This is a genomic window from bacterium (genome assembly GCA_030654305.1).
Lineage (GTDB): Bacteria > Krumholzibacteriota > Krumholzibacteriia > LZORAL124-64-63 > LZORAL124-64-63 > PNOJ01.
The window spans coordinates 1-12689 of record JAURXS010000105.1; the positions used below are offsets into that span (position 1 = coordinate 1).

Genomic DNA, 12689 nt, shown 5'->3' on the forward strand with positions numbered 1-12689 from the left:
GGAAGGCGTCGCGGCAGAACCGGACCGAGTCGTCGTCCGACGCGTTGTCGACGACGACGATGCGCAGGGGGTCGTAGCCGTCGGCGAGCAGGGAACCGATGCACTCGGGCAGGTGGTCGCGACCGTTCCAGTTGACGACGATCACGGCCAGGGACGGCGGCGGCGCCGCGGTCGTTCCGAGGGCGTCAGTGGCGGCGGCGGACACGGTACCCCGTCTCGGGATGGTTGCCCGCCACCACCAGCTCGGCGATCAGGCCGAGGCTGACGAACTGGACGGCGACGATGACCAGGCCGGCGCCGAGCAGCATCAGCGGCCGCACCCGCAGGCCGTGGCCCAGCGCCCACTGCACGACGAACCAGGCCAGGATCGCGCCGCCGACCGCGAAGCTGGCCGCGCCGATGCGCCCGAACAGGTGCAGGGGCGACGCGGAGCGCGAGCTGAGGAACATCAGGGTCATCAGGTCCAGGAAACCGTTGAGGAAGCGGGCCGGGCCGTACTTGGTGACGCCGTGGCGGCGGCGGTGGTGGCGCACGGGGATCTCGGTCACGCGGAACCCCTCGCGGTAAGCCTGCGCCGGGATGTAGCGGTGCATCTCGCCGTAGAGGCGCACCGCCTCGACGACCTCGCGGCGGTAGGCCTTCAGGCCGCAGTTGTAGTCGTGCAGCCGCAGGCCCACGGCGCGGCTGGTCACCGCGTTGAAGAACCGCGACGTGGTGTTCTTGACGAAGCCGTCCTTGCGGTCCTGCTTCCAGCCGGAGACGAGGTCGAAGCCTTCCTCCAGCTTCGCCACGAGGTGCGGGATCTCGTCGGGGTCGTCCTGCAGGTCGGCGTCCATGGTGATCACGTAGCGCCCCGCGGCGGCCGCGAAACCGGCGGCCAGGGCGGCGGCCTTGCCGTGGTTGCGCGTGAACTCCAGGCCGCGGACGCGGGCGTCGGCGGCGTGGAGCCGCTCGAGCACGGCGGGCGTGTCGTCGGTGCTGCCGTCGTCGACGATCCACACCTCGTGCGACAGGCCCGCCGCGGCCGCCGCGGCCGCGATGCGCGCCGTCAGCTCGGGCAGCGATTCCGCCTCGTTCAGCGCTGGCACCACCACCGAGAGGTCGGGCCGGACGTCAGGCATGTCCCCTCCTGCGCGCGGCGACCCAGAGCACCTCGCGGCGCAGCCCCTCGCCGAACGGGACCTGCGCGACGTAGCCGATCTCGTCGCGGATGAGGCCGGGGTCGGCCCAGGTGTCGCGCACGTCGCCCTTCTCGACCGGCACGTGCTCGATCGCGACGCGGACCTCGGGCGCCGCCTCGCGCAGCAGGTCGCGCATGGCCGCCAGGGCCGCGGCCAGCGAGACGCGCGCGCCGCCGCCGACGTTGTACACCGCCCACGTTCCGGGCGCCTCGACCGCGCGGAGGTTCGCGTCCACCGCGTCGGACACGTAGGTGAAGTCCCGCGTCTGCGAACCGTCGCCGAAGACGATCCAGGGCTTCCCGTCGAAGGCCGCCTCGAGGAACTTGCGGAAGGCCATGTCGGGCCGCTGGCGCGGCCCGTAGACGGTGAAGTAGCGCAGGGACGTGGTGGGCACGCCGTGGTTGGCGCTGTAGAGCACGCAGAGGTGCTCGGCCGCCAGCTTGGTCACCCCGTACGGCGAGAAGGGCTGCGGCAGCGCGCGCTCGGTCACCGGCAGGTCGAGGCGGTCGCCGTACACCGAGCTGGAGCTGGAGTAGACGAACCGGACGAGCCCCGGCGCCACCCGCGGGTCGCGGCAGGCTTCCAGCAGGCGCTGGGTGGCGGCCAGGTTGCGCGCCAGGTAGTCGCCGAACAGGTGTCCCCAGCTGGCGCGCACGCCGGCCTGGGCGGCGAGGTGGAACACGGCGCGGCTGCCGGCGAGCAGCGCGACCGCGTCGACGTCGTTCAGGTCGGCGTGGTGGAAGACGAAGCCGGGCCGGCCCAGCAGCGGCGCCAGGTTCTCACGCTTGAGCGCCGGGTCGTAGTAATCGGTCAGCGCGTCGATGCCGACGACCTCGCAGCCCCGGTCCAGCAGGGCCTCGGCGAGGTGGCTGCCGATGAACCCGGCGCAGCCGGTGACCACGACGCGCGCCCCGCCCGCCAGGGCCGTCATGGCGCGCTCCCCGCGGCGCCCGCGGCGAGCAGGGCGTCGAGCTGCTGGCGCGCCACGGCGTCCTGCGGATCGTCGCGCAGGCGCTCCTGCATCCAGGTGACCGCCACGGCGTCCTCTCCCCGCTGCACCATGGCCTGGACCAGCTGCGGGATCAGGGCCTGCTCGTCCCTGGGCGGGATCGCCCCGTGGAGGCGCTGCACGTGGGCCGCCGCGTCTTGGGAGCGCCCGCGCTCGACCAGCACCATGGGGTAGATGTCGGTCACCATCGGGAACGTGGGGTCGAAGCTGCTGGCCAGCTCGAACGCGGTCTCCGCCTTGGCGATCATCTCGTCGTAGACGGCATCGGTGGCGTCGGGCGCCTGCGCCCGCATGATGAAGTCGTAGCCCGCGCGGATCAGGCCCGCCGGGTAGTTGCCCAGCAGGTTCTCGGCGTTGCGGTCGAAGTGGACATCCTCGCGGTGGCGACCGTTGTGCCGCCACAATCCCTCGAAACGCCAGTCCCGCTCGCCCAGGAGCTCGCGGACCTCAGCCTCGGGGCTCGGGTTCTGCGGCAGGTCGTTCAGGGCGCGGAACTCGGACCGGCGGCGCTCGGAATCGCCGTCCAGGGTGGCGCTGAAGTCGTAGACCCCGTAGCAGTTCGCCAGCAGACGGTCGCTGTCGACCGTGGGCATGCCGTCGGGACCCTTGACGCCGGTGAAACGGTAGGCCAGCCCCTCCATCTGGAGCATCGTGAAGTAGCGGGCCATGTTCTCCTGGGGGATCGTCACCGCGAAGAAGACCGGGCGCTGGCCGCGGTTCTGGATGATGTCGTGCACGATGTAGTCGCGCACGTACACGACCTCCTGCTTCCCGGTGTCGGGGTCCTGGTACAGCACGGGGCGCAGCTGCTCCAGCTGCGCGTCGTCGTAGGAGACGGGCATCGGCGGGGTGCGGCGCTTCATCTGCTTGACGTACCAGGGCAGGTTGATCAGCGCCAGGTTCACGACCGTGACGTCGCGGCGGAAGTCCTCCACCTCCTGCAGGTACCACAGCGGGTAGGTGTCGTTGTCCCCGTTGGTGAAGACGATGGCGCCGGGGTCCAGGCCCGCCAGGAGGTTCCAGGCGTACTCGTGCGCCGTGCGGTTCTCCGAGCGGTCGTGGCGGTACCACTTCGCGCTGCCGGGAGCGAGCGCGGGCAGGGCCGAGATCAGGATCAGCGCCGCCGCCGTCCCCGCCGCCGCCCGGCCGATTATGGCCGGCTTGGCGAGGCGGGCGCCGCGCGCCGCGAGCGGCCCCGAGAGGTAGCGCAGCAGCGCGGCGGCGCCCAGGCCGATGAACAGGGCGAAGAACATGAAGGCGGTGGAGAAGAAGTAGTCGCGCTCGCGGACCTCGTTGTCCGAGAAGTTGAGGTAGAGGTTCAGGATGTCGGCGTTGATCACGTAGTTCACCAGCAGCATCCAGTACCAGGGGCGGGCGCGGAAGAAGCCGTGGATCGCCCCGAGCAGGCCCAGGAACACCGGCACCAGGATCGTCAGCAGGCGCGTCGGGCGGAGCGAGCCGAGGTCCAGGAAGCTGAACTGGTCCAGCAGGAAGCCGTAGTAGTAGCGGATCTGCCACCAGAGGTCGGCCTTGCGCACCATCGGGTCGATGGGCGGGTACTGCTCGCGCCGCAGCACCGACATCAGGGTCTGGAAGTTGTCGGGCTGCGTGTTGTTGAGGGCCGGGTCGAGGCCGGCGCGGATCAGCAGGATCAGGTGGACGCTCAGGCCGAGCAGGAACACGCCGCAGCCGATCAGGATGAAGGGCTTGCCGCCGAAGGCGCGCGACAGCGCGTAGACCAGCAGCAGGACCAGGCCGCCGAGGATCACGAAGTCGTCCTTGACCATGGTCGAGAGCAGGAACAGGCCGAGACCGGCGCTGACGCCCAGCAGATCCGCCAGGGCGAGCTTGCGCCCGCCCGCCATCAGGATCAGCAGGAAGATGCCGGGGTAGACCAGCAGCGTGCCCAGGTGGAAGCCGACCCCCAGGCCCAGCAGGTAGATGGCGAGGTAGAGCAGGCGGTCGCTGTGCGCTTCGGCCCGCAGGTCGTACCACTTCAGGCCCAGCCAGGTCAGGAAGGCGACGACGAAGGCCGCCAGGCCGTACACCTCGGCCTCGATCGCGTTGTTCCAGTAGGTCTCGCTGAACAGCAGGAACAGCGCGCCCACCACGCCGCCGGCGTGGGGCAGCCACCCGCTGTCGGGGTCGGCGCGCCGGGCGATGTCCTGGATCGTCAGGTAGACGAAGACCAGGGCCAGGGCGCTGAAGAACGCCGACATGAAGTTGACCGCCGCCGCGGTGCCGACCAGCGGCGCGAGCAGGATGTCGAAGAAGCGGCCGACCAGCACGTAGAGCGGCGTGCCCGGCTGGTGCGGGACGCCCATGGTGTGCGCGGTGGTGATGTACTCGCCGCAGTCCCAGAAGCTCAGCGTCGGCGACAGCGTCAGGCAGTAGACGATCGTCGCGAGGACGAAGACGCCCGCCGCGATCAGGAACGTCGGGCGGCGGTACCAGTCGGGTGCCAGCATGGGATTCCTCGGATTCGGGTTCCGGCGCGGACGACTCGCCAATCTAGCACACGGTCCGGGGGGCAACAACCCCGCGGCGACCGGGGTTCCCCCCCGCCGCGGCGGCGTTCAGGCCTCGCCGCGGCCGCGGCGCGGACCGGCCAGGAAGAGCGCGCCGCCCACCAGACTGACCGCGACCATCAACGCGTAGGCCAGGAACTCCATGGCCACCGCGTCGGCCTCGGTCGGCACCACGCCGGCGGCCACGAACAGTTCCGCGGCGGCCAGCTCGCGCACGCCCAGCCCGTTGATGCTCACCGGCAGCGAGACCAGGATGCCCAGCAGGGGCACCAGCACGAACAGCTGCAGGACGCGGCCCGCGTCCAGGGCGAGGCCCAGGCCGAGCCCCACCAGCAGGTGGGTCGACACGCGCATGGCCTGCACGAACAGCGACCAGGCCAGCAGTCGGGCCAGCCAGACAGGCCGCCCCCTGTAGCTCTTGAACTCCGCCAGCATCGTGCCGAGACCGTCGGCGGCCCGGCGCCAGTGCACGGCCGTCAGCGCGCGGACCACCAGCGCCGAGACGCGGCGCGAGAACAGGACGGCGAACGCCAGGGACCAGGCCGCGAGCGCCAGCCACAGCGGCAGCGTCGGCGGCACACGCACGCCCACCGCCGCCGCGGTCGGGACCGCCAGCAGCGCCAGCAAGGTCAACGCCAGCAGGCCCAGCAGCCGGTCCAGCAGGGTCGCCCCCAGCACCGCGGCGGTGCGCCCCTCGCGACGGCCGAGGTCGACGACCTTGTAGGCGTCGCCGCCCACGTTGCCCAGCAGGAAGTTGTTGAAGAACAGCCCGACGAAGCTCAGCCGGACCGCCTCGCCGACGGTCACCCTCAGCCCCGAACAGCGCAGGATCCAGGCCCACTGCAGCGCGCCGCACACCGCCGACAGCGCGAACACGCAACCCGACAGGGCGAGCCAGGGCCAGTGCGGGGCCGCCACGGCCGTGCGCAGGGCCGACCAGGACAGGGGGCGGTAGGCGAACAGGAACACCACCAGCGCGAGGCTGATCCCCGCCTTCAGGATCGTCGCCTGCCGGGGGCGCCTCACGGCCGGCCCCGCCGCGCCGCGACGTCCGCGAAGACGTCCAGGGACTCGCGCACGCAACGCTCCCAGCTGAACGTGCCGGCCCAGGCGCGGGCGGCCGCGCTCATCGCCCGCCAGCGCGCGTCGTCGCGCAGCAGGGCGACGGCGGCGGCGGCCATGGCCCGGTCGTCGCCGTAGGGCACCAGCAGGCCCGTCTCGCCGTCGCGCACCGAGTCGCGCAGTCCCGGCCGGTCGCTCGCGACCGTCGGCAGGCCGCAGGCGGCGGCTTCGATGACGGTCAGCCCCCACCCCTCCTTGGGGCTGGGGTTCAGGAACAGGCGGGCCCGGTGCAGGGTCGCCGCCAGTTCCGCGCCCGGCAGGAAGCCGGCGAACTCGACGTCCCCGCCGAGGCCCAGGCGAGCGGCGACGCGACGCAGCCGGGCCTCGTCCGGCCCGCGTCCCATCACGACGAGCCGCGAACCCGGCACCGCGCGGCGCACGTGCGCGAAGGCGCGCAGCGCCACGTCCACGCTCTTGTAGCGGCGCAGGCGGCTCCACGAGACGAGCAGCGGGGGATCGTCGCGCGGCGGCGGCGCGGGCAGCTCCAGGCGCCGCGCGTCGTTGCCGCAGTACACGGTGCGGATCCGCGCGGCGTCGAGGCCGCGACGCGCGAGGTCGTCGCGGGTCGAGGGGCTGATGACCTCGAAGTCCCGGCCGCGGTAGGCCAGCGGCAGCAGGCGTTCCGCCGCCCAGACGTAGGACGCCACCAGGGGGTTGGCCTCGCGGAAGACCGTGGCCCCGAACAGGTGCGGCACGACCGCGAGCACGGGCACGCGGCCGGCGAACAGCGGCGAGTAGAACGGGACCTTGTTGATGTCCTCGACCAGCAGGTCGTAGCGGCCCTCGCGCAGCAGGCGGCGGCAGACGCCCGGCAGCACGAAGTTGGCCACGGTCCAGTGGCCGCGGCGGTGCACGCGCACGCCGTCGAGCGTCTCCTGCGGCGGCGCGCCGCGGTAGCCGGACACCACCAGGTCCACCTCGTGGCCCGCGGCCACGGCTCCCTTGAGGATCTCGTGCAGGTGCAGCTCGGCGCCGCCCCCCAGGGGGTCGCCGACGTCGCGCCAGTTCAGGGCCAGGATCCTCACGCGCCGCCTCCCGCGTCGTCGCGGCGCGCGATCACCCCGATGGTCATCGCGGTGTGCAGGGCCCAGCGCCGCCCGCGGTGCCGCTCGCGCCAGCGCGCCAGCAGCCGCCCGAGCGGCGGCACCGGGTCCGGGTACATCGGCAGCCGCAGGCCGAGCCGGGACAGCAGCGTCTTGCGCAGCGCGCGGTACCAGAGCCCGGGCACCATCCAGTCGCCGTAGGTGCGCACCACCTCGCCGCCGGCGCGCCGGACGGCGTCCTCGAGCCCGACCGGCGTGAACTGCGTCTCCCAGCCCGCGAACCAGCGGTCCAGGGCGATCAGCAGCTGCTTGCCCAGGGTGTAGTAGTGCCAGGTCTGGGGCACGTCGACGAGCAGCCGACCGCCCGGCTTCAGCACGCGCAGGTCCTCGCGCAGCAGGGGCAGCGGGTCGCGGAAGTGCTCGAGCAGGCCCTGGTGGTAGACCAGGTCGAACGTCCCGTCGGCGAAGGGCTTGCACAGGGCGTCGCCGTTCACCGCCTGCACGCGGACGCCGGCCTGCGCGGCGGCCCGCGCGGTCAGCGCCAGCGAACCGGGCACGTAGTCCAGCGTCCAGACCTCCGCGCCGGCGCGGGCCAGCGCCACGGCGTCGCGACCGCTGCCGGCCCCCACCTCGAGCACGCGCTTGCCCGCGGGATCGCCCAGGGCGAACAGCTCGCGCACGATGCGGCCGTCGTTGCCATAGACGTCGTCCAGGCTGAGGCGGTCGGCCTCGTCCCAGAAGTCCTGCCAGTGGCGACGGGTCGAGACCCTCACCGCGGTCCTCCCCCGCCGGGCGCTTCGCCGCCGCGCCCGGTGGCCGCGAGGTCCCGCGCCGCGCGGTCGAGCAAGCCGTTGACGAAGCCGACGGCCTCGTCGCCGCAGTACAGCCGCGCCAGCTCGCAGGCCTCGTTGATCGCGACGCGGACCGGCACCTCGGGGCAGTAGCGCAGTTCGGCCAGCGCCAGCCGGCAGATCGCGCGCTCCACCTGGCCGACGCGCTCGGGATCCCAGTTCTGCAGCAGCCCGTCCAGGGTGGCGTCGAGGCTCGCCCGGTGCTGCGCGATCAACGCCGCGAGCGGCCGGGCGAAATCGGCCGTGTCCCCCGGCGCATCGCGCCTCTCCAACTGGTCGTCCACGCAGACCTGCAGGTCCTGGCCGCTGAGGGCGGCCGCGTAGAGGGCCTGGACGAGCAGTTCCCTGCCCTTGCGTCGCTTGCCCACGTTCCTACCCTTCGTCGATCGCGCGCCAGAGGTCGATCATCTCGAGCGCGGAGAGCGCCGCGTCGAAGCCCTTGTTGCCGGCCTTGGTGCCGGCCCGCTCGATGGCCTGGTCGAGGGTGTCGGCCGTGATGACGCCGAAGGAGACCGGGATGCCGGTGTCCAGCGCCACCTGGGCGATCCCCTTGGTGACCTCGGCCGCGATGTAGGAGAAGTGCGGCGTGTCGCCCTGGATCAGGCAACCCAGGCAGATGATCGCGGCGTAGCGGCCGCTGTCGGCGAGCTTCGCGGCGGCCAGCGGGAGCTCGAAGCTGCCCGGCACCCAGGCCACGTCGACGCGCTCGGGGTCGACCCCGTGACGGGTCAGGCAGTCCTGGGCGCCGTCCAGCAGCTCCCGGACCAGGAAATCGTTGAAGCGGCTGGCGACGATCACCAGGCGCTGTTCGCCGGCGCGGAAGTTCCCCGCGTACGTCTTGCCCATGGTCTCCTCCTTCAGTCGTTGGCCTCGGCGGTCCCCACGTCGTCCAGGCGCAGCAGGTGGCCGAGCTTGTCCCTCTTGGTCTTCAGGTACTGGCGATTGCTCCGGTTCGGCCGCATCTCCAGCGGCACGCGGCCCGTCAGCTCGAGCCCGTGGCCCTCGAGCCCCACGAGCTTGCGCGGGTTGTTGGTCATCAGGCGCAGGCGTCGCACCCCGAGGTCGCGCAGGATCTGCGCGCCGATGCCGTACTCGCGCAGGTCGGCGCCGAAGCCGAGGCGGTGGTTGGCCTCGACGGTGTCCGCGCCCTCGTCCTGCAGGCGGTAGGCGCGCAGCTTGTTGATCAGCCCGATGCCGCGCCCCTCCTGCCGCATGTAGAGCAGGACGCCCTCGCCCTGGGCGTCGATGGCCGCGAGCGCGGCCTCGAGCTGCTCGCCGCAGTCGCAGCGCAGGGAGTGGAACAGGTCGCCGGTCATGCACTCGCTGTGGACGCGCACCAGGGTCGGGCGGTCCGGGCTCGGCGTCCCCTTTACCAGGGCCACGTGCTGGGAGTCGTCGACGCTGGTGGTGTAGGCGACGAGGCGGAAGTCGCCGTAGCGGGTCGGCAGGGCGACCTCGACCTCGCGGCGCACGAGGTTCTCGTGGGCGCGGCGGTAGGCGATGAGGTCGGCGATCGAGACCAGCTTCAGCCCGTGCTGGTCGGCGATCTCCCGCAGGCGCGGCAGGCGGGCCATGCTGCCGTCCTCGTCCATGATCTCGCAGAGGATGCCGCTGGGGTGCAGGCCCGCGGTGACGGCGAGGTCGATGGCAGCCTCGGTGTGGCCGGCGCGCTTGAGCACGCCGCCCGGCTGGGCTTCCAGCGGGAAGATGTGCCCCGGGCGCACCAGGTCCGCGGGGCCGGCCGCGGGGTCGGTGAACACGGCCACGGTGCGGGCGCGGTCCTGCGCCGAGATGCCCGTGGTGGTGCCGGCGGCGGCGTCGACCGAGACGGTGAAGTGGGTGCGCAGGCGGGCCTCGTTGCGCGAGACCATCTGGGGCAGGTCCAGCTGGCGGGCCCGCTCGCTGGTGATGGCCACGCAGATCAGGCCGCGCGCGTGCTTGGCCATGAAGTTCACCGCGGCCGGGGTCGCCTTCTCGGCGGCGAGGATGAGGTCGCCCTCGTTCTCGCGGTCCTCGTCGTCCACGACGATGACCATCTCGCCGGCCGCGATCGCCGCCACGGCGTCGGCGATGCGATCCAGCCTCACGGCGGGGTCGGCGGTGCGCTCGTTGTCGATCATCGCTGTCCTCCTCGACTGCGGCGGAAGCCGCGGGCCAGGATGCGTGCGTAGGTCAGGGGCGACGTGTCGGTGTGCCGCGCCTCGGCTCCTTGGGATGCGGTTTCCTGCGATGCGGTTCCCTGCAATGCAGCCCCTTTGGCCAGCACGTCGGCCTCGAGGTTGACCCCGTCGCCGGGAACGAGGTCGCCCAGGCGCGTCGTGCCCAGGGTCTGCGGGATCAGGCTGACGGTGAAGCCCGCCGCACCCGGGTCCGCGTCCAACGTCAGGCTCACGCCGTCGATCGCGACCGAGCCCTTGGGCAGCAGCCAGCGCGCGAAGCCCGGCGGCGGTTGCACGGTCAGGCGCGCGGCGCCTCCCGCCCGCTCCAGGCGCAGCACCCGGCCGACGCCGTCGACGTGGCCGAGCACGAGGTGGCCGCCCAGGCGGTCGCCGGCCCGCAGGGCGGGCTCCAGGTGGAGGCGGCGGCCGGGGCGCCAGGCGTCGAGCGTGGTGCTGCGGCGCGTCTCGGCGACCGCCTCGACCGTGACCAGCGGGCCGCGGCCGGCCGTATGTCCGGAAGTGCTTCCGGAAATGCTTCCGGAAATGACAGTCAGGCAGATCCCGTCGACCGCCAAACTGTCGCCCGTTACGAGGTCCGGGGCGCAGGCGGGCGCGCGCAGGGTCAGGACGGTCACGCCGCCGCGCGCGGCCACGGCCGTCAGGGTCCCGATCTCGCGCACCAGGCCGGTGAACACGTCAGTCCCCGTCCTTCCCGCCGCAGAGGTCCGCGCGCCGCTGCGCGAAGTCCGTCCGGTCCCAGGTCAGGCAGGCGTCGTCGCCGGAACGCACCGCGCGCGTCAGGCTGTAGTCCCGCGCCGACGCCGCGAACCCGCGGTCTTCCCAGCGGGGGCCGCCGCCGGCCAGCGTCGGCGCCACGAACTGAACCCAACGATCGACCAGACCGGCGGCCAGGAACGACGACGCGAGCGCGGGACCGCCCTCGAGCATGAGCGTCCAGTATCCGCGCGCCGCCGCCTGCGCCAGCAGGTCCGCGGGCGCGATCCGGCCGCCGTCGTCCCGGCAGCGCACGACCTCGGCGCCGGCCTCGCGCAGCGCGCGCTCCCGGCCGGCGTCGGCCGCACCGGTGGTGAAGACCAGGTGCGGACCGGTGCGCCAGCCCGCCGCTTCGGCGAGGTCGCCGTCGGCGCAGGCCGGCAGGGGGTCGGCCGCGGGGCAGAGGACGTCCGCGCCGGCGCGGCGGCCGTCCAGGCGCGGCCGATCGCAGCGCACGGTGTTGGCGCCCACCAGCACCAGGTCGTGCCAGCGCCGCAGCCGCGCCGTCTCCCGCAGCGAATCCTCGCCCGTGAAGTACACCGGCGCGCCCTCGGGAGCGCCCGGGGGCGCGAAGCGCCCGTCCAGCGTGGTCGCGGTCTTGAGGGTGACGAAGGGGCGGCGGAAGGCGTCCGTCACGACGTAGGGCCAGATCAGTTCCAGGCAGCCGCGACCGAGCACGCCGAGCGCGATGTCGATCCCCGCCCCGCGCAACAGGTCGATCCCGCCGCCCGCCACCAGCGGGTTCGGATCGCGCGCGCCGACGACGACCCGCGCCACGCCGCTCCCGATCACCCGCGGCGCGCAGGGCGGCGTGCGCCCTTGGTGGTTGCAGGGCTCGAGGGTCACGTACAGCGTCGCGCCCCGCGCCGCCTCGCCGGCCTCGCGCAGCGCGACGATCTCGGCGTGGTCGGCGCCGGGGCCGTGGTGCGCGCCGCGGCCCACGATCTCGCCGTCGCGCACCACCACCGCGCCCACCGGCGGGTTGGGCCAGGGACGACGGGGCAGGCGCTGCGCGATGCGGTGCGCCTCGGCCATGAATTCGGTGTCGCTGCGGTTGTGCGCCATGATCCTGAACACGGCTGTTCGGGATGCGGGAGGCAGGCAGGAAACGGCCGCCCGTGTCGACGGGCGCGCCGGACCCAACTTCTCCCATCCAGACTGTGACTGTCGGCCCCGGAGTTCCACCGGATCAGCCGGTTGCGCGAGGCGCGCCGCCGGGTCGCGGGCTGTGACCGCCGGTGGGGAATTCCACCCCGCCCCGAAGTTGAGATTCGCGGTGAATGTCGCGGCCCAAGGGCCGCCCGAACAAGCTAATGCGGCGCCCGGACGCCTGTCAAGGCCGGTCGCCCTCGCCCCCGGCCGCATCCTCCGGCCCGGACAGGGTGAACAGGGCCTCGGCGAAGGCCTCGGGGTCGAAGACCTCCAGGTCGCCGACCTTCTCCCCCAGCCCCACGTAGCGGACCGGCAGGCCGAGGGTCTCGGCGATGGCGACCACGATGCCGCCCTTGGCCGTGCCGTCGAGCTTGGTGAGGATCAGCCCGTCGACGGGCACCGTCTCGGCGAAGATCTTCGCCTGCTGCAGGCCGTTCTGCCCGGTGTTGGCGTCGACCACCAGCAGGGTCTCGGGGTCCCGGCCGCACTTGCGGCGGATGACCCGGGCGACCTTGCCCAGCTCGTCCATGAGGTTGGACTTCGTGTGCAGGCGCCCCGCGGTGTCGACGATGACGATGTCGTGGCCCCGGGCCTCGGCCGCCGAGAGCGCGTCGTGGACCACGGCCGCGGCGTCGGCCCCCTGGCCCTGGGTCACGAAGTCGACGCCGACGCGGTCGGCCCAGATGCGCAGCTGCTCCACGGCGGCGGCGCGGAAGGTGTCGCCCGCCGCCAGCAGCACGCGGTGGCCCGCCTGCTTGTGCAGGTGGGCCAGCTTGGCGATGCTGGTGGTCTTGCCCGTGCCGTTGACGCCCACCACGAAGATGACCCGCGGGCCGGTCGGGGCCGCCCCGCCGTCGGGCGGCGCCGCCG

At 73.1% G+C, this 12689-nt stretch carries 13 protein-coding genes and 1 riboswitch; all 13 genes read right to left on the reverse strand.

The window, feature by feature from the left end:
• Positions 1-205: glycosyltransferase (locus tag Q7W29_02855; GenBank protein ID MDO9170748.1), on the reverse strand; the 205-nt coding region annotated here is incomplete at its 3' end.
• Positions 186-1121, reverse strand: coding sequence for a glycosyltransferase family 2 protein (locus Q7W29_02860; protein MDO9170749.1), 936 nt, complete (start codon positions 1119-1121; stop codon positions 186-188). The genes Q7W29_02855 and Q7W29_02860, both read right to left, overlap by 20 nt.
• Positions 1114-2112 (reverse strand): GDP-mannose 4,6-dehydratase, encoded by a 999-nt coding sequence (locus tag Q7W29_02865; protein MDO9170750.1) that lies wholly within the window; start codon positions 2110-2112, stop codon positions 1114-1116. Before Q7W29_02865 ends, Q7W29_02860 begins: the two co-directional genes overlap by 8 nt.
• On the reverse strand, positions 2109-4658 hold the full coding sequence (locus tag Q7W29_02870) for a DUF2723 domain-containing protein (GenBank protein ID MDO9170751.1): 2550 nt from the start codon (positions 4656-4658) through the stop codon (positions 2109-2111). The genes Q7W29_02865 and Q7W29_02870 overlap by 4 nt, the downstream gene beginning before the upstream one ends.
• Before the next feature lie 108 nt (positions 4659-4766).
• Positions 4767-5744, reverse strand: coding sequence for a lysylphosphatidylglycerol synthase transmembrane domain-containing protein (locus tag Q7W29_02875; GenBank protein ID MDO9170752.1), 978 nt, complete (start codon positions 5742-5744; stop codon positions 4767-4769).
• A complete protein-coding gene (locus Q7W29_02880; GenBank protein ID MDO9170753.1) occupies positions 5741-6865 on the reverse strand; it encodes a glycosyltransferase in 1125 nt (374 codons plus the stop codon). Before Q7W29_02880 ends, Q7W29_02875 begins: the two co-directional genes overlap by 4 nt.
• Entirely contained in the window at positions 6862-7656 is a 795-nt protein-coding gene (locus tag Q7W29_02885; GenBank protein MDO9170754.1) for a class I SAM-dependent methyltransferase, read from the reverse strand. Before Q7W29_02885 ends, Q7W29_02880 begins: the two co-directional genes overlap by 4 nt.
• Positions 7653-8102, reverse strand: coding sequence for a transcription antitermination factor NusB (gene nusB / locus Q7W29_02890; GenBank protein ID MDO9170755.1), 450 nt, complete (start codon positions 8100-8102; stop codon positions 7653-7655). The genes Q7W29_02885 and nusB overlap by 4 nt, the downstream gene beginning before the upstream one ends.
• 4 nt (positions 8103-8106) lie before the next feature.
• Positions 8107-8580: a 6,7-dimethyl-8-ribityllumazine synthase gene (ribE, locus tag Q7W29_02895; protein ID MDO9170756.1), complete on the reverse strand. Its 474-nt coding sequence runs from the start codon at positions 8578-8580 to the stop codon at positions 8107-8109.
• 11 nt (positions 8581-8591) lie between these two features.
• Positions 8592-9854, reverse strand: coding sequence for a bifunctional 3,4-dihydroxy-2-butanone-4-phosphate synthase/GTP cyclohydrolase II (locus tag Q7W29_02900; GenBank protein ID MDO9170757.1), 1263 nt, complete (start codon positions 9852-9854; stop codon positions 8592-8594).
• Entirely contained in the window at positions 9851-10588 is a 738-nt protein-coding gene (locus Q7W29_02905) for a riboflavin synthase (GenBank protein MDO9170758.1), read from the reverse strand. The genes Q7W29_02900 and Q7W29_02905 overlap by 4 nt, the downstream gene beginning before the upstream one ends.
• Before the next feature lies 1 nt (position 10589).
• A complete protein-coding gene (gene ribD, locus Q7W29_02910; protein ID MDO9170759.1) occupies positions 10590-11744 on the reverse strand; it encodes a bifunctional diaminohydroxyphosphoribosylaminopyrimidine deaminase/5-amino-6-(5-phosphoribosylamino)uracil reductase RibD in 1155 nt (384 codons plus the stop codon).
• A 60-nt stretch (positions 11745-11804) separates the two neighbouring features.
• A riboswitch (FMN riboswitch) is annotated at positions 11805-11937 on the reverse strand.
• A 63-nt stretch (positions 11938-12000) separates the two neighbouring features.
• A partial coding sequence (gene ftsY, locus Q7W29_02915; protein ID MDO9170760.1) for a signal recognition particle-docking protein FtsY occupies positions 12001-12689 on the reverse strand: 689 nt, incomplete at its 5' end.